Below are 15,915 nucleotides of genomic sequence, written 5' to 3'. Positions count from 1 at the left end.
GATGCGACAACAACGGCGGGGCGCCGAAATCCCCTAGGATTCCGACGCCCCGCCGTGGGGTGTTGGCTCAGTGCTTTTCGGGTCCGACGTGGTACTCGAAGACCAGGCCTGCCGCTGCCGCCAACACGGCAACAACTGCAACAACGATCATCCAGGGCTGGAAGAACGCCAGCGCGAGGCCGGCGAGGGCCGCTGCACCGGCCAGCAGAATGGGCCAGTAGCTTCCGGGGCTGAAGAACCCGAGGTCGCCGGCGCCGTCGGCGATTTCTGCGTCCTCGTAGTCCTCGGGCCGGGTATCGAGACGGCGGGCGACGAACCGGAAGTAGGTACCGATGATCAATGTCAGGCCCGCCGACAGGCAGATGCCGGTCAGACCCGCCCACTCGATGCCGGTCCGGGAGACGGCGGTGAACACGCCGTAGACGATCGCGACGAGAATGAAGAATACCGTCAGGATCTCGAAGAGCTTGGCTTCGATCTTCATATCAGCACTTGTCCTTGGTCAATGAGGTATCAGCAGCGGGATCAGTTACCTTCGACACCGCTCGCCTGCTGGTAGCCGCGATCGGTGGTGAACGGTGAGGTGGAGGTCGCCACAGGCGACTCGCCGATAGCCTCGAGAGCCTCCGCCGTGGTCAGCGCCCGGCCACCCTCGTCGGCAGGCTTACGCAGATCGATGTACTGCGCGAACTTGTCCGGGCTCACGGCGCGAACCTCGAAGTTCATCATCGCGTGGAACGTTCCGCACATCTCGGCGCAGCGTCCCACGAAGGCGCCTTCCTTCTCGATCTCACTGATCTGGAAGACGTTGTCGGACTGGTTCTCCTTGGGGTTCGGGTTCACGTCCCGCTTGAAGAGGAACTCCGGCACCCAGAAGGAGTGGATGACGTCAGAGGAAGCGAGCTCGAACTGGATCCGCTTACCGGTCGGCAAGACGAGGATCGGGATCTCCTGGCTGGATCCGATGGTCTCGATCTTGTCGTAGTGCAGGTAGGACAGGTCCTGCGGGGACTTGCCGTGGATTGCACCGGGCTGCGCATGACCGCCCTCACCCCCGTGCTCGGTTCCGGACGCCGCACCTGCCTCGACGGCCGCTTGGGCCTCCTGGTCGATGCCGTCGTACTTGGCTTGGCCGTCACCGAGATCGATGGAGCGGTAACCGAACTTCCAGTTCCACTGGTAGGCAGTGACGTCGACCACGACGTTGGGGTTGTCCTCCTTGTCGAGGACGTGGTTCTGCACGACAACCGTGAAGTAGAACAGAACTGCGATGATGACGAACGGGACGGCGGTGTACGCCAACTCGAGCGGCACGTTGTACGCAGTCTGGCGAGGGAACTCGGGAGAGTCCTTCTTCTTACGATGGAAGATCACCGCCCAGAATGTGAGGCCCCACACCAGGATGCCCATGACGAGGGCGGCGATGACCGACCAGGTCCAGAGCTCACGCATGCGTTCTGCCTGCGGGGTTACGCCCGAAGGCCACCCGAAACGAAGCACTTCGTTGTCGATTGAACAACCCGACAGCAGCAAGGCAGCAACGCCCAAAGATGCTGCCAACCCTGCCCGCCGAAGGATCCGACCTTGCGCCACGTTCACGCCTTCCTGATCGCCGCAAATTCCACTAGGGCACACCCGATGGGAAGGCCCAATTACTACGCAGCGTAGACCAAAGCGGATGGCTGTCCCTCCTCGGGTCGGGCGGTCGTGTCGCCACCGCTGCCGGGGCGGTGTCCTCGACGGCCGGAACCGGCCGCCGCGGAAATCTGCGGCATACTTTCCGGCAGAGTTCCCTGACCTCTCCACACCCGTGTGGAGCATCCCAGATTCTGAATTGAGGTACCGGACGCTGTGTGCGGACTGCTCGGGCTACTGACCTCTGGAGAAACCAGCGACTACGCCGTCTCACAGGTCGACGAGGCGATGCACTGCCTGCGGCATCGCGGGCCGGACGAGCACGGGACGTGGCACGACGATCACCTCGTGTTCGGCTTCAATCGACTGTCGATCATCGACATCGAACACTCCCACCAGCCGTTGCGGTGGGGTCCTGCCGAGAACCCGCAGCGGTACGCCCTCACCTTCAACGGTGAGATCTACAACTACCTCGAGGTTCGCGCGGAACTGGCCGAGCAGTTCGGGGCGCAGTTCGTGACCGAAGGCGACAGTGAGGCCATCGTCGCGGCGTTCCATTACTGGGGCGAGGACGCTGTGCGGCGCCTGCGCGGCATGTTCGCGTTCGCGATCTGGGACACCGAGACGCGGGAGCTGTTCATTGCCCGCGACCCCTTCGGCATCAAGCCTCTGTTTCTGGCGACGGGGACGGGCGGCACCGCGTTCGGCAGCGAGAAGAAGAGCCTACTCGAGCTGGCCGACCTCATCGGTATCGGTACGGACCTCGATCCGCGGGCCGTGGAGCACTACACCGTGTTGCAGTACGTGCCGGAACCGGAGACGTTGCACAAGGACATCCGCCGACTCGAATCAGGCTGCTTCGCCCGGGTGCGTCCGGCCGAGGCACCGGTGATCACCCGGTATTTCGCCCCTACCTTCCCGGTGCAGCCCTTCACCGCGGGAACTGAGAAGGCCCGGTATGCGGAGATCGCGGCGGCTCTGGAGGATTCTGTCGCCAAGCACATGCGGGCCGATGTCACGGTTGGTTCCTTCCTTTCGGGCGGCATCGATTCGACGGCCATTGCGGCGCTCGCGATGCGCCACAATCCGAACCTGATCACCTTCACCACCGGCTTCGAGCGGGAGGGCTATTCCGAGGTCGACGTCGCGGCCGAGTCGGCAGAGGCCATCGGGGCACGGCACGTCGTCAAGGTGGTCAGCCCCGCAGAATTCGCGGCGGCAATCCCGGAGATCGTGTGGTACCTGGATGATCCCGTCGCCGATCCGGCCCTCGTTCCGCTGTGGTTCGTGGCGAAGGAAGCCCGCAAGCACGTCAAGGTGGTGCTGTCGGGCGAGGGCGCCGACGAATTGTTCGGCGGCTACACCATCTACCGCGAGCCGCTGTCACTGAAGCCGTTCGAGTATCTACCGAAGGGTCTGCGGCGGGCCGCGGGACGCTTGTCGGAACGGATCCCCGACGGGACACGCGGAAAGAGCCTGCTCAATCGCGGCTCCCTCACCCTCGAGGAGCGGTACTACGGCAACGCCCGCAGCTTCAACGATGCCCAGCTGCGTACGGTGCTGCGCGATTTCCGTCCCGAATGGACGCATCGGGACGTCACGGACCCGATCTACGCCCAGTCGCAGGGATGGGACCCCGTGGCCCGCATGCAGCACCTCGACCTGTTCACCTGGCTGCGCGGTGACATCCTGGTCAAGGCAGACAAGATGACCATGGCCAACTCCCTCGAACTGCGGGTGCCGTTCCTCGACCCGGAAGTGTTCGAGGTGGCCTCCCGGGTGCCGTTGGAACAGAAAATCACCAAGAACACCACGAAGTACGCGCTACGGCAGGCTCTCGAAGGCATCGTGCCCGGCCACGTGCTGCACCGGGCCAAGCTCGGGTTTCCCGTGCCGCTTCGGCACTGGTTACGCGGCACGGAACTCTTCGACTGGGCGCACGAGCAGATCGCTGCGTCCGGCACCGACCATCTGCTCGACAAGGCCGCCGTCGCGAAGATGCTCGACGATCACCGGGACGGCGTCTCAGATCACAGCCGTCGCCTGTGGACCGTCCTGACCTTCATGGTCTGGCACGGCATCTTCGTGGAGAACCGGATCACGCCGAAGATTGCGGAGCCTGCGTACCCGGTGTCCCTCTAGGCGCTCCGCGCCCGTGAGTGGTTGAGGAGTCCCTGGACTCGTCAACCACTCACGAGCGGCGGAGCCGCCTCTTACGGGAGAAACGCCGCAATCTCGTCGGCCGCGGTGGAGCCGTACGCATCGGCCAGTCGTTTGACGGCCTCGTCGCGGTCGAAGGTCCACTCCTGGGTTCCCGTTGTCTCCAGGACGAGCACGGCGACGAGCGATCCCAGCTGGGCGGAGCGCTCGAAACTCAGGCCGGCGCTGTGCGCGAGGAGGAATCCTGCCCGGAATCCGTCGCCGACACCGGTGGGGTCGACTTTGCCCTTCTCCGGTACGACGGTGACCCGGGTATGGGTGCCGTCCGACTCGACGATGTCGACGCCCTTCGAACCCAGCGTGGTGACCCGGACGCCGACCTGCGCACGAATCTGCTCCTCGGACAGCCCGGTCTTCTGCTGGAGCAATCCCCATTCGTACTCGTTGGTGAACAGGTACTTGGCGCCTCGGATCAGCGCCGTTGCCTCGTCACCGTTGAGCCGGGCCAGCTGCTGCGAGGGGTCGGCCGCGAACGGAATGTTCTTCTGCCTGCATTCGTCCGTGTGGCGGATCATCGCCTCGGGGTCGTTGGCGCCGATCAGCACCAAGTCGACACTTCCACTAGTTCCGGTGACCTGTTCCAGCTCGATCTCGCGAGCCTCGCTCATTGCGCCGGGGTAGAACGACGCGATCTGCGCCATGTCCTCGTCCGTGGTGCAGACGAACCGCGCGGTGTGCGCCGTCGTGGAGATCCGAACGGCGGTGCAGTCGACGCCGTTGCTCTCGAGCCACTCACGGTAATCGGCGAAGTCGGCCCCCACGGCGCCGACGAGGAGCGGCGAGCCGCCCAGGACACCCATGGCGTACGCGATGTTGCCGCCCACTCCCCCACGCCGGACCACAAGGTCATCGACCAGGAAACTCAACGAGATATGGCTGAGCTGATCGGCGAGCAGTTGCTCGGCGAACCGGCCGGGGAACCGCATCAGGTGGTCGGTGGCGATGGAACCGGTTACCGCAATTGTCACGGGCGGATGCCTTTCGGTGAGTTCGGGCGGGATTTCTCACCGTACCCGCAGTACCACCCATGATCGGGTGGGAGCACGGCGAGGTGGACAGTGGTGTCCGGACACCAAAAAGTCTGACACGGAACCTGAGCTCCGCATCAGACTTTTCGATTCAGTTGTCGGCCGGCCCGGGACTCAGTTGAAGGAGTCGCCGCAGGCGCAGGACCCGGTGGCGTTGGGGTTGTCGATGGTGAACCCCTGCTTCTCGATGGTGTCGACGAAATCGATCGACGCACCTTCGACGTACGGCGCGCTCATCCGGTCGACAGCGAGGGCTACGCCGCCGAAGTCGACGATGAGGTCGCCGTCGAGGTTGCGATCGTCGAAGAAAAGCTGGTAACGCAGTCCTGCGCAGCCGCCGGGTTGCACGGCGATACGCAGTGCGAGGTCGTCACGACCCTCCTGATCGAGCAGCGCCTTTGCCTTGGAGGACGCAGCCTCGGTCATCTTGACGCCGTGGGTGGCGGTCTCGTTCTGCACAGTCATGGGCTCTCCCTGTAGTTCGTAACAAACCCGTGAACGCTTCAACGGTACTCCGCGCCCGACTTATTCCCGGGTTTCATTGCCTCTGCGGGGCGACCGCACAGCAATCACCGTCCATGGTATCCGACGTCGCGATATCCGGTTACTACCGAAGGGGTTCCCATTAACCAACGCCGTGCCCCCACGGCCGTCGTCAGAGAGAATTGATCCCCTGTAGGACGAGTGCTGCCGCGGCAGGAATCAGCATTCCGAGACCGATAGATGCGAATGTGGCACCGATGGCTCGGTGGGTGCGACTGCTGAACATGGTCATCCCGACGAAGCCAATCATGGCCGCGAGGAAGAAGAGGTGAATCGGGGGCAGAACCAGCAGGCCCAGAATGCCGGCGCCAAGGGCGATCGCAAACCAGGACCACCGCAGATCCTCGACCTCGAGCTTCGCTACCGTCCACATCGTCAGCACCTCGCTTGTACCCGAAGTTTACCGAGATCGGGCCGTCCAGCGGAGGCAGGAAACACGACCGGACGTGCGGTTATTTTCGGGTGTTCGGCTTTCTGGCGAGCATGAAGGTGACCGCGCCGCCGACGACCACCACACCGATCACCAGCAGGATCCAGACGGGGAATCCACCGGACTCCTCCGCTGGTTGCGCTTGGGAGGGGTTCGCAGCCGTGGTCGCCGAAAGCGCTGTACCGGCGGTGGGAGTAGCCGCGACCCCCGCCCGGGTGAGGTCGAAGGCGTTTGTGCCGGCGATCGGATGACCGTCGGAGGAGACGACCCGGAGGGCGACGGTGTACTGTCCGGGACCGCGAATCCGGCGCCGCGAATCGAACCGGCCAATTCGTGGATCGGGTTGTGCTGCATTGCATGCCCGCTCACAGCTCCGACGAGGTGGTAGGCGATGCGGTTACGCGGTGGCCGGAAGTCGGCGATCAACAGCCGCCCGCCGGGCCTGAGTACCCGGAACGCCTCTGCAAGCGCGTTCGCGCGCAGTTCGGGTGGAATGTGATGAATGGCCAGGCTGGAGATCACGAGGTCGAAGGACACGTCCGGCTGGGGAAGGTCTTCGGCACCGGCGATGACGAAGGTGCAGTTCGCCAGGGCTCGCCGGGTGGCGTACTCGATCATCGGCGGTGACGGATCAATGCCCACCACGCGCCCACCCGGACGCACCACGCGGGCAGCACGGCGGGAGAAAATGCCGGTTCCGCAACCGATGTCGAGCACCTCATCACCCGGCTCCGCACCGGATAGTGCGCAGGCCGTCGAAGACCCGGCGACGGACACCGCCGAATCCCACTACGGAGAACCACTCGTATAACCGGGCGCGCCGAATCAGTCCTCCGCTCGAGTGGTCGGCGTGTCCGTGAGATCCGCTGAGCAGTCGTCGACCGAGTCCCATGACGACTTTCCCTTCGGTGAGCTACCCCGGCCGACGCGCATCAGGGCGCGCCGGCGACAACGTGTTGGTGGGCGGGGTAGGCATGGACGAGTGCGGTGGACAATTTCGGCACCGCATGGGTCAAGGTGTGCTCGGCCTCGTGCGCTAACCGGTGCGCCTCGGCCAAGCTGATCTCGGGGTCGATGTCGAGCTCGACGTCGGCATGCAGACGGTGCCCGATCCACCGCATCCGCACGCTGCGCACCTCACGCACCCCGGGTTCTACGGACAACGATCCCTCGGCGGCGTCGACGAGTTCCGGATCGACCCCGTCCATCAAACGGCGGAACACGTCCCGCACCGCGGTGCGCAGGACCGCGAGGATCGCCACGGTGATGACCAGTCCGACGATCGGGTCCGCCAATGGGAAGCCCAGGGCCACACCCCCGGCGCCGAACAACACGGCCAGAGAGGTGAAACCGTCGGTGCGTGCGTGCAATCCGTCGGCGACCAGGGCGGCGGAGCCGATCTGGCGACCCACCCGAATGCGGTAGAGGGCGACGAGTTCGTTACCGACGAATCCGACGAGGCCTGCCATGGCAACCCACCCGACGTGCTCGATCGATACCGGGTTGATCAGTCGCCGCACGGCTTCGACTCCGGCGATCACCGCGGACAGCGTGATCATCGCGACCACGAACAGCCCCGCCAAGTCCTCGGCCCGCCCGAACCCGTAGGTGTAGCGGCGAGTGGCCGCCCGACGCCCGAGCGCGAACGCAATCCACAACGGAATCGCGGTCAGTGCGTCGGAGAAGTTGTGCACCGTGTCCGCCAGCAATGCGACCGAACCCGACACGGCGACGATCGCCAACTGAGCAATCGCGGTGACACCCAAGGCGACCAGGCTGATCTTCACCGCCCGAATGCCGATCTCGCTCGATTCGAGGGCGTCGTCGACACTGTCCGCTGCGTCGTGACTGTGCGGGGCGAACACCTCCCGCACCGCCGCCCGGAACCGGCCACCACCCTCATGCTCGTGACCGTGACCGTGGCCGTGGCCGTGGGTGTGAGTCGGTGGTTTCGGTGCGTGACTCATGCCTGGCCACCCTCCGCACGTGCGGGAGCCGGAATATCGGCACCTGCCGAAGACGGAGCCGGACCCGACTTTCGCTCGGGATGCAGAATCCGCAACTCGTCACCGGTGCGGTGATGCCCCGGAACACCCGGCCCGGCATGCTCCGCATTGAACACCGCGTCGGTCACCAACTGGCGTATGTGATCATTCTCCAGCCGGTAGATCACCTGGGTGCCTTCCTTCCGCGTACGCACCAAACGCGCCATCCGCAGCTTCGCCAAATGCTGCGACACCGACGGGGCGGGCTTTCCCACATGCTCGGCCAGGTCGTTGACCGACAGCTCGCGATCCACCAACGCCCACAGCACCTGGACGCGGGTGGAATCGGCCAGCATGCGGAATACCTCGACCACCAGATCAACCTGATCGTCCGGCAAGCGCCGACGGCATGAACCGTTATCTGCATTCATACGCAGATAATAACGCACAGTTCTGCCGAAACCGGGTAAGTCCTCGCACCCACGAAGCCTTCGCCCGCCGAGGCCACCCCGCATTTCGGTGCAAGGGCAGTTTTCCTCGTGGCCGCGTCTTCCCATAGGCTGGAAGAGTGAAATTGCTACGCCGCGGTGATTCGGACAATTCAGACAAGCGGGATGCCGAGACGGCCGCGCCGTCCACGGCACCGGAACCCGAGTCCGCCGAACAGGTCGGCAAGGGCCGTCCGACTCCTAAACGCCGCGACGCGGAAGCGAGGCGGCGAGGACCTGTGGCACCGGCACCTCTGACAGCGAAAGAGGCGCGGGCACGACGCAAAGCCACGCGGGGCAGCAAGGAAGAACGCAAGATCGCTGCCGCGGAACGGCGGGCCACGGCGTCCGAGCGACGCGCCCGCATGCTCGCCGGGGAGGACAAGTACCTCCTGCCGCGCGACAAGGGGCCGGTCCGCGCGTATGTCCGCGACATCGTCGACGCCCGGCGCAACCTCGTCGGACTTTTCATGCCACTGGCGCTGGTATTGATCATGGCGATGTTCGTCAGCCCCGCCCTGCAGGCGATCGTGACGCTGGCGATGCTCGTGATGATGCTGTTCATGGCCGCAGAAGGTGTGTGGCTGGGTCGCAAGATCAACTCCCGGGTGCGCGAGCGCTTCCCGGATACGATCGACGGCGGCTTCAAACTCGGCTGGTATGCGTTCGTTCGGGCGTCGCAGATTCGTAAGCTTCGCGCTCCGAAGCCCAGGGTTCGTCCGGGCGACGCGATCTAGGACTCACCCTCTTCGCGTCAGTGATGCGGCGCGCGGTGCGACTCGGCGAGGAGTCGGCCCAGTTCGGCGTCGTGGCCATCGGACTGATCCGCAGGCGGGTCGGCCGGCCGGAAAAAGTTGTCGCGGAAACTGCGGCGAAGCCACGGGCGTGGCGTGCCCAGGCGCTTCCCGGCGAACATCACGGCCGCGTTCAGCGCTACCAAGAGCGCTACAAGGGCGAGGAACTCAGTCATGGCTGAAAGTCTCCGCTCGACTACTTCCGGCCAACAGTGGCGCAAATGACGATGTACGTCAAAATACTGCCAAATTGTCGGGTTGGTAGCGTTTGGGTCTGTGTCCCCTGCCGAGCCCCCGAACCGACCGGATCTCCCCCACAGGTCCTCGCGAACCCTGGTTCTCGGCGGCGCACGATCCGGGAAGTCGGCATACGCCGAACGGCTGGCGCACACTCTCGCGGGTACCGAATCGGTCCGCTACCTCGCCACCAGTCGCCGCGATCCCAGCGATGTCGATTGGGAGGACCGCGTCGAGCAGCACCGAGTCCGCCGTCCCGCCACCTGGACCACGATCGAGACGGCCCCGGGCCGCGACCTCGCCGAGCAATTGCGGTCGTCCACCGATGCCCCTGTCACGCTGGTGGACGATCTGGGCACCTGGCTGACCGTGGAGTTCGACGCCGCCGGCGCCTGGGATCTGCCGCGAGGCGCCCTCGCAGGTGAGGTGGAGGAACTGGTGACGAGCGTCCGCGACTACCCCGGTGACCTCGTCCTCGTCACACCGGAGGTCGGCCTCGGGGTCATCCCGGAGACCCGCTCCGGACGCCTCTTCCGCGACGAAATCGGCGCCCTCAACGCCCGGCTGGCCGAGGTATGCGATCGGGCAGTCCTCGTGGTGGCGGGGCTGACCATGACCCTGAAAGACCTACCCGCCGCGAATGCATCCGGGACAACAGTTCCCAGTCGAACGAGAGGCCAAGCGTGACGAGCGAGTCCGTGAGCAACGACCCCGGTCGGTTCGATCCAGTTCCCCCGCCGGACGACACGATCCGCCGCACGGCCGAAGCCCGTCAACTGCGGCTCACCAAACCGGCCGGCTCACTGGGACGGCTCGAGGTACTCGCATGCTGGGCATCGGCGTGCCAGGGAATATGTCCGCCCGCACCTTTCGAACGGGCCCGCGTCGTCGTCTTTGCCGGGGACCACGGAGTCGCGCGCACCGGGGTGTCGGCGTATCCCCCCGAGGTGACGGCGCAAATGGTCGCCAATTTTCTCGGCGGCGGGGCCGCGGTCAACACTCTTGCCGACCGGGCGGGTGCCAGTGTGCGCGTCATCGACATGTCGGTCGACGGCGACACCGATCCGACGGTGTCGACGTACAAGGTGCGGCGCTCGTCGGGGGTGATCGACCGCGAGGACGCACTCACTTCCGAAGAGACCCTGCGGGCCATCGAAGCCGGTCGCTCCATCGCGGATTACGAAATAGATTCGGGCGCTGATCTTCTCATCGCCGGAGACATGGGAATCGGCAACACCACCCCTGCCACGGTGCTCATCGCGGCGCTGACGGACACCGAGCCCGTCGCAGCGGTGGGTCGGGGAACCGGTATCGACGACGCCGGGTGGATACGAAAGACGGCGGTGATCCGCGACGCCCTGCGCCGCGCTCGGCCCGTCGTCCGCGACACGGTGGCCTTGTTACGCACCGTGTCGGGCGCGGACATTGCAGCGATGGCGGGTTTTCTCGCGCAGGCGTCCACGCGCCGGACGCCGGTGATCCTCGACGGCGTCGTCGTCACGGCCGCTGCCATGGTTGCCGAGGAACTGGCCCACGGCGCCCGCGCGTGGTGGCTCGCGGGACACCGGTCGACCGAACCGGCACACACGATCGCCCTGAAACACCTGCAGCTGGACCCTCTCCTCGAACTCGACATGCGCTTGGGTGAGGGGTCGGGCGCGGTGGCCGCACTACCGATCCTGCAAGGCGCCGTGGCCACACTCGCATTCATGGCGACGTTCGACGAGGCGGGAGTCAGCACCGGCGACGTCACCGAGGCCGACGTCGCCGACGTGGACTGATCGTGTCTGGCTTGTTGCTGGCGTTTTCCTGGTTGACCGTGCTCCCGCTCCGCGGCCCCGACAGCGTGGACCGTGCGGCAGGCGGGCGCGCGATCCGATATGCACCGGTGACCGGTGCGGCTCTGGGCGTATTGGCAGCCGGCCTGCTGTGGCTCCTGGTGTCGGCAGGACTGAACCCGGCCCTGGGAGGGCTGTTGACGGTCGGGGCTCTCGCGCTCGCCACTCGTGGCATGCACATCGACGGATTGTCCGACACGGTCGACGGTCTCGGGTGTTACGGGCCGCCGGAACGCGCAAAGGCTGTGATGCACAGTGGTGGCGCAGGCCCGTTCGGCGTGTGCGCCCTACTGATCTGCCTCGGGACACAGGCTCTTGCTTTCGGTTCACTCGCCGTTGCAGGACAGTTCGGGGCCGTAGCAGTCGCAGTAGCGACCGGTCGCGTCGCCGTCGTATTTGCTTGCCGCCGTGGAGTTCCGGCTTCCGCCAACGAAGGTTTCGGCGCACTCGTTGCCGAAACACAGTCGTGGTGGACGGCGTTCGCCTGGACGGTCCCGCTGCTAGCAGCAGCGGCGTGGTGCGGCCCCGACTGGTGGCACGGGATCATCGTCGTCGCGGTGACTCTCGCCCTGTCGGCTCTGTTGGTGGCGCACTGTGTCCGCCGGTTCGCGGGCGTGAACGGTGACGTGCTGGGTGCCGCGATCGAGATCACGGTTGCGGCCTCAGCGGTCGGTTTCCTCCTCTGAGCGACCGCCGAGAAGCCTTGATTCAGCGCAGCTTGTGCATCCACCCGTGGGTGTCGGCGAACGTGCCACGCTGAATCCCGGTAAGGGTGTCCCGCAGGGCCATCGTGACCTCTCCCGGCTCCCCGTCGGCGACGACGAACTCGCCCTCTGCCGACTTGACCCGTCCCACCGGGGTGATGACTGCCGCGGTGCCGCAGGCGAACACCTCGGTGATCTCTCCCGACAGGGTCTTGGTTCGCCATTCCTCGGTGCTGATACGACGTTCCTCGACTGCGAAACCGGCGTCGGTTGCCAGGGTCAGTAGCGAATTCCGGGTGATGCCCGGAAGTAGCGAGCCGGACAGCGAGGGTGTGACGAGGCGGGCGTCGGAACCGGACCCGTAGACGAAGAAGAGATTCATCCCGCCCATTTCCTCGACGTACGCACGCTCGAGGGCGTCGAGCCACACCACCTGATCACAGCCTTCGTCGGCCGCCTGCGCCTGGGCGAGAAGCGAAGCCGCGTAGTTGCCGGCGAACTTGGCCGCACCGGTTCCTCCGGGAGCCGCGCGCACATACTCCGTCGAAAGCCACACGCTGACCGGCTTCACCCCGCGCGGGAAGTATGCCCCCGCAGGCGAGGCAATCAGGAGGTAGCGGTACTCGTCGGCCGGCCGCACCCCCAGGCCGGCCTCGGTGGCGAACATGAAAGGACGCAGATACAGCGCATCCTCACCGCCGGCGGCAGGCACCCACTCGTGATCGACGTCGAGGAGTTCGGTGATCGACTTGACGAACAACTCGGCGGGAAGTTCGGGCATCGCGAGCCGACGAGCCGAAGTGACGAGTCGTTCGGCGTTCGCCTCGATGCGGAACGTCGCGATGCCACCGTCCGGCTGCCGGTACGCCTTGAGGCCCTCGAAGATGGCCTGCCCGTAGTGCAGCACCATGGCGGCCGGATCGAGTTGGAGCGGACCGTAGGGTTCCACCCGGGCGTCGTGCCAGCCGTGGACGGCGGAGTAGGTGATCGACACCATGTGGTCCGTGAAGTACCGACCGAATCCGGGCGCCGCCAATATCTCTCGCCGCGCCTCATCCGAGGCGGGGGAAGGATGTGGGACGCGAAGGAACTCGGTGACACCTGTCATGCCGGTGATCCTATCGAACGCCTCCTGCTCGCCAGCGCCCGAGAGGGTCGACCCGCGGCGGCTACTTGGTGCTGGTCTTCACGAAGGGCGGAGACACGACCTCCGCCCGCAACGCGCGTCCGCGTACATCCACGTCGACAGCGTCACCGGCCGCGACACCGGCATCCGAATCGAGCAGAGCGAGGGCGATACCGACTTTGAGTGTGGGCGAGAAGGTGCCCGACGTCGTCTCACCGATCGGCTCACCGTCACGAAGGACGTTCTGCCCGGCGCGTAGCACCCCGCGGTCGAGCGCCTTGATGCCCCACAGCTTGCGGGCGGGTCCGGCGGCCTTCTCGTCGGCCAAGGTTTCCTTGCCCCAGAACTTCGGCTTGTTCCACCCGATCGCCCAGCCGCACCGCGCCTCGAGCGGAGAAATTTCCAAGGACAACTCGTGACCGTGCAGCGGGTATCCCATTTCGGTCCGCAAGGTGTCGCGGGCACCGAGACCCGCGACCTGACCACCGCGGGTCCGAACCTGCTCGACCGCGGCCCGGAACAATTTCTCGCTGTCCTCCCAGCGGGGCAGGACTTCGAATCCGATTTCGCCGGTGTACCCACTACGGCACACCCGCACGGGCACGCCTTCCCAGGTGGCGTCCGCGAAGCCCATGTACTCGATGTCGGTCGGCAGACCCAGCGCGGCGAGCACTTCCGGCGACTTCGGCCCCTGAACTGCGATGACACCGAAATCGCGGTGGCAGTTGTCGACGGTGACACCTTCGGGCGCCTTGGCCGCGAGCGCCGCAACCACGTCAGCGGTGTTGGCGGCGTTGGGAACGAGAAACACCTCTTCGGCGCTCACGTAGTAGGCGATCAAGTCGTCGATCACCCCGCCGGAGGGGGTACAGCAGAGCGTGTACTGCGCCTTACCGGGGCCGATCTTGTCCAGATCGTTGGTGAACGCGGAGTTCACGAAAGCTGCAGCTCCCTTGCCGCGCACGAGAGCCTTGCCCAGATGACTGACGTCGAACACGCCCACCGATTCCCGCACCGCGGTGTGTTCGGCGACCACCCCCGCATACGACACCGGCATCTCCCATCCACCGAAGGGCGCGAACGTGGCCCCGAGTTCGACGTGAACGGCGTGAATCGGCCCTTGTGAGAGTTGCTCCTCGGTCATGGCCTCAAACCTATCGGACCCCGCAGCACCCCGCGTCGGTGACGGCACACGCGCACTACCATCGGGACGAGCGCCGGACCGGCCCGGCACGACCCGAACCCCGAACTGCTTCAGGAGACACCGTGAGCACTCGCACAGCTCGACCCCTCGGACCACAACTCGCCCTTGCAGGCACTGTCGGCAAGCGGGTAGACGTGCTGGTGATCGGGCTGACGTCCACGTCGAACGGCCCCGAGATCGCGCTGGGCGACGGCATCGTCGACGAATCGGTCCTCGCCGGACTCCTTGACCGTTTCGTCGCGGTCGGAGCCAAGGGCAAGGCGGAGGAGACCACGCGTATCCCCGCTCCCGACACGCTTCCGGTCGACAGCGTCCTCGCGGTCGGGCTCGGTGCGGCCGACAAGCTCGACGCGGAGCAGATCCGCCGGTCCGCGGGGGCGGCGGCCCGCTCACTCGGCGGTGTCGATACCGTCGCCACCACCCTGTCGTCGCTGGATCTCGGCGCCGCGGCCGAGGGTTTCGCGCTCGGCGCGTACCGATTCACGGAGTTCAAGTCGGCGAAATCCGCGCCCGGACCGGAGGCACAGCCGGTCTCGCGGGTCGAGCTTCTCGTGTCGTCCCCCCGCGCGAAGGAAGCGAAGGAGACGCTGGCCAGGTCGGCCGCGATCGCCGAGGCCGTCGCCACCGCACGCGAATTCGTCAACACTCCCCCGAGCCACCTGTTTCCGGCCGAATTCGCCGAGCGCGCAAAGACACTCGGCACAGAGGCCGGATTGAAGGTCGAGATCCTCGACGAGAAGGCCTTGGAGAAGAACGGTTTCGGCGGGATCCTCGGCGTGGGCAAGGGGTCGTCGCGCCTGCCTCGACTGGTCCGGCTGAGCTACTCGGCGAAGAAGCGGAACGCCCCCAAGGTCGCGCTCGTCGGCAAGGGCATCACGTTCGACACGGGCGGCATCTCGATCAAGCCTGCCGCGGGCATGGAGAACATGACCTCCGACATGGGCGGCGCGGCAGCGGTCGTCGCCACGGTTGTCCTCGCGGCGAAACTCGGACTGCCCGTCGACGTCATCGCCACCGTGCCGATGGCTGAAAACATGCCCTCGTCCACCGCCCAGCGTCCCGGTGACGTGCTGACCCAGTACGGCGGGACCACGGTGGAGGTCATCAATACCGATGCCGAAGGGCGCCTGATTCTCGCCGACGCCATTGTCCGCGCCTGCGAGGACGACCCGGATTACCTCATCGACACCGCCACTCTCACCGGCGCGCAGGTGGTTGCGCTCGGCACTCGCACACCCGGCGTGATGGGCACCGACGAATTCCGGGACCGGGTCGCGTCGATCTCGCAGGCGATCGGCGAGAACGCCTGGGCGATGCCGCTCCCGGCGGAGCTGCGTGCGGACCTGGATTCGAAGGTCGCCGACCTCGCCAACGTCACCAATCACCGCTGGGGCGGCATGCTGGCCGCGGGGCTGTACCTCAAAGAGTTCGTCGCCGACGGCGTCCAGTGGGCACACATCGACGTGGCCGGACCGGCCTACAACTCGTCGGGCCCGTGGGGGTACACCGGGCGTGGTGGGACCGGAGTCCCGGTGCGCACCATGATTTCGGTGATCGAGGACATCGCAGCCAACGGCTAGGCGCTCCGCGCTCGTGAGTGGTTGTGGGCTGCTCGGGGTCCTGCACACAAAAACGGCCGCGCAGCCCCCCCGCGGGGCGGGTGCCCCCCGCGTCGGCGGTGGC

Annotated in this window: 17 protein-coding genes and 1 pseudogene; 6 read left to right on the top strand and 12 right to left on the bottom strand. The window is 66.0% G+C overall.

Translation table 11 applies throughout. The annotated features are described in order from the left end of the window. Positions 1-67 precede the first annotated feature (67 nt). Entirely contained in the window at positions 68-484 is a 417-nt protein-coding gene (locus R4P95_RS19790; protein ID WP_109329202.1) for a cytochrome c oxidase subunit 4, read from the bottom strand. Between the two features lie 41 nt (positions 485-525). Further along, complete coding sequence (locus R4P95_RS19785; protein ID WP_208961829.1) at positions 526-1,599, bottom strand: cytochrome c oxidase subunit II; 1,074 nt, start codon at positions 1,597-1,599, stop codon at positions 526-528. A 252-nt stretch (positions 1,600-1,851) separates the two neighbouring features. On the opposite strand from R4P95_RS19785, the gene asnB reads away from it, so the two are divergent. Then, a complete protein-coding gene (gene asnB, locus R4P95_RS19780; RefSeq protein ID WP_213572443.1) occupies positions 1,852-3,777 on the top strand; it encodes an asparagine synthase (glutamine-hydrolyzing) in 1,926 nt (641 codons plus the stop codon). 71 nt (positions 3,778-3,848) lie between these two features. Here asnB and R4P95_RS19775 read toward each other — a convergent pair whose 3' ends face one another. The 7 genes and pseudogenes from R4P95_RS19775 to R4P95_RS19750 form a co-directional block, all read right to left on the bottom strand. After that, a complete protein-coding gene (locus R4P95_RS19775) occupies positions 3,849-4,823 on the bottom strand; it encodes a carbohydrate kinase family protein (protein WP_317746202.1) in 975 nt (324 codons plus the stop codon). Positions 4,824-4,997: 174 nt separating this feature from the next. Next, positions 4,998-5,348 carry a HesB/IscA family protein gene (locus R4P95_RS19770; protein WP_213572445.1) on the bottom strand — a complete coding sequence of 117 codons (351 nt, stop codon included), beginning with the start codon at positions 5,346-5,348 and terminating at the stop codon, positions 4,998-5,000. A 190-nt stretch (positions 5,349-5,538) separates the two neighbouring features. Beyond that, entirely contained in the window at positions 5,539-5,799 is a 261-nt protein-coding gene (locus tag R4P95_RS19765) for a hypothetical protein (protein WP_317746203.1), read from the bottom strand. Between the two features lie 79 nt (positions 5,800-5,878). After that, entirely contained in the window at positions 5,879-6,160 is a 282-nt protein-coding gene (locus tag R4P95_RS33630) for a copper resistance protein CopC (RefSeq protein ID WP_397517741.1), read from the bottom strand. Positions 6,161-6,210: 50 nt separating this feature from the next. After that, positions 6,211-6,573, bottom strand: a pseudogene (locus R4P95_RS33625) (class I SAM-dependent methyltransferase); the annotation flags it as partial. A 215-nt stretch (positions 6,574-6,788) separates the two neighbouring features. Then, positions 6,789-7,823 (bottom strand): cation diffusion facilitator family transporter, encoded by a 1,035-nt coding sequence (locus R4P95_RS19755; RefSeq protein ID WP_317746206.1) that lies wholly within the window; start codon positions 7,821-7,823, stop codon positions 6,789-6,791. Next, a complete protein-coding gene (locus R4P95_RS19750; RefSeq protein ID WP_213572448.1) occupies positions 7,820-8,272 on the bottom strand; it encodes an ArsR/SmtB family transcription factor in 453 nt (150 codons plus the stop codon). The genes R4P95_RS19755 and R4P95_RS19750 overlap by 4 nt, the downstream gene beginning before the upstream one ends. Positions 8,273-8,409: 137 nt before the next feature. Between R4P95_RS19750 and R4P95_RS19745 the strand changes: the two genes are divergently transcribed. Then, positions 8,410-9,066: a DUF3043 domain-containing protein gene (locus R4P95_RS19745; RefSeq protein WP_159921647.1), complete on the top strand. Its 657-nt coding sequence runs from the start codon at positions 8,410-8,412 to the stop codon at positions 9,064-9,066. Between the two features lie 17 nt (positions 9,067-9,083). Here the strand turns inward: R4P95_RS19745 and R4P95_RS19740 are convergent, their stop codons facing one another. Then, the gene (locus R4P95_RS19740) at positions 9,084-9,299 is read right to left on the bottom strand and encodes a hypothetical protein (RefSeq protein ID WP_213572449.1); all 216 of its coding nucleotides are present in this window, start codon (positions 9,297-9,299) and stop codon (positions 9,084-9,086) included. 100 nt (positions 9,300-9,399) lie between these two features. Here R4P95_RS19740 and cobU point away from each other — a divergent pair, with 100 nt between their 5' ends. The 3 genes from cobU to R4P95_RS19725 are packed head-to-tail and all read left to right on the top strand — an operon-like array spanning position 9,400 to position 11,884. Beyond that, positions 9,400-10,047, top strand: a complete 648-nt coding sequence (gene cobU / locus R4P95_RS19735; protein ID WP_213572450.1) for a bifunctional adenosylcobinamide kinase/adenosylcobinamide-phosphate guanylyltransferase — start codon at positions 9,400-9,402, stop codon at positions 10,045-10,047. Beyond that, positions 10,044-11,141 carry a nicotinate-nucleotide--dimethylbenzimidazole phosphoribosyltransferase gene (gene cobT, locus R4P95_RS19730; protein WP_317746207.1) on the top strand — a complete coding sequence of 366 codons (1,098 nt, stop codon included), beginning with the start codon at positions 10,044-10,046 and terminating at the stop codon, positions 11,139-11,141. Before cobU ends, cobT begins: the two co-directional genes overlap by 4 nt. Before the next feature lie 2 nt (positions 11,142-11,143). Continuing rightward, on the top strand, positions 11,144-11,884 hold the full coding sequence (locus R4P95_RS19725; protein ID WP_317746208.1) for an adenosylcobinamide-GDP ribazoletransferase: 741 nt from the start codon (positions 11,144-11,146) through the stop codon (positions 11,882-11,884). A gap of 22 nt (positions 11,885-11,906) precedes the next feature. Here the strand turns inward: R4P95_RS19725 and R4P95_RS19720 are convergent, their stop codons facing one another. Together R4P95_RS19720 and gcvT are read right to left on the bottom strand one after the other, a co-directional pair. After that, entirely contained in the window at positions 11,907-13,010 is a 1,104-nt protein-coding gene (locus R4P95_RS19720) for a branched-chain amino acid aminotransferase (protein ID WP_317746209.1), read from the bottom strand. Positions 13,011-13,071: 61 nt separating this feature from the next. Next, the gene (gene gcvT, locus R4P95_RS19715; protein ID WP_159921635.1) at positions 13,072-14,172 is read right to left on the bottom strand and encodes a glycine cleavage system aminomethyltransferase GcvT; all 1,101 of its coding nucleotides are present in this window, start codon (positions 14,170-14,172) and stop codon (positions 13,072-13,074) included. Positions 14,173-14,294: 122 nt separating this feature from the next. Here gcvT and R4P95_RS19710 point away from each other — a divergent pair, with 122 nt between their 5' ends. Then, positions 14,295-15,812, top strand: a complete 1,518-nt coding sequence (locus R4P95_RS19710) for a leucyl aminopeptidase (protein ID WP_317746210.1) — start codon at positions 14,295-14,297, stop codon at positions 15,810-15,812. The last annotated feature ends 103 nt before the right edge of the window (positions 15,813-15,915 follow it).

The organism is Rhodococcus sp. IEGM 27 (assembly GCF_033142305.1).
In the GTDB taxonomy this organism is placed as follows: Bacteria; Actinomycetota; Actinomycetes; order Mycobacteriales; family Mycobacteriaceae; genus Rhodococcus_F; species Rhodococcus_F oxybenzonivorans.
This window is presented reverse-complemented; position numbering and strand designations above follow the sequence as displayed.

Bases quoted from the DNA above. Each gene is read 5' to 3' on its own strand.
- R4P95_RS19790 (WP_109329202.1), bottom strand. From the start codon at position 484: ATGAAGATCGAAGCCAAGCTCTTCGAGATCCTGACGGTATTCTTCATT.
- R4P95_RS19770 (WP_213572445.1), bottom strand. From the start codon at position 5,348: ATGACTGTGCAGAACGAGACCGCCACCCACGGCGTCAAGATGACCGAG.
- R4P95_RS19765 (WP_317746203.1), bottom strand. From the start codon at position 5,799: ATGTGGACGGTAGCGAAGCTCGAGGTCGAGGATCTGCGGTGGTCCTGG.
- R4P95_RS19755 (WP_317746206.1), bottom strand. From the start codon at position 7,823: ATGAGTCACGCACCGAAACCACCGACTCACACCCACGGCCACGGCCAC.
- R4P95_RS19750 (WP_213572448.1), bottom strand. From the start codon at position 8,272: ATGAATGCAGATAACGGTTCATGCCGTCGGCGCTTGCCGGACGATCAG.
- R4P95_RS19740 (WP_213572449.1), bottom strand. From the start codon at position 9,299: ATGACTGAGTTCCTCGCCCTTGTAGCGCTCTTGGTAGCGCTGAACGCG.
- R4P95_RS19720 (WP_317746209.1), bottom strand. From the start codon at position 13,010: ATGACAGGTGTCACCGAGTTCCTTCGCGTCCCACATCCTTCCCCCGCC.
- gcvT (WP_159921635.1), bottom strand. From the start codon at position 14,172: ATGACCGAGGAGCAACTCTCACAAGGGCCGATTCACGCCGTTCACGTC.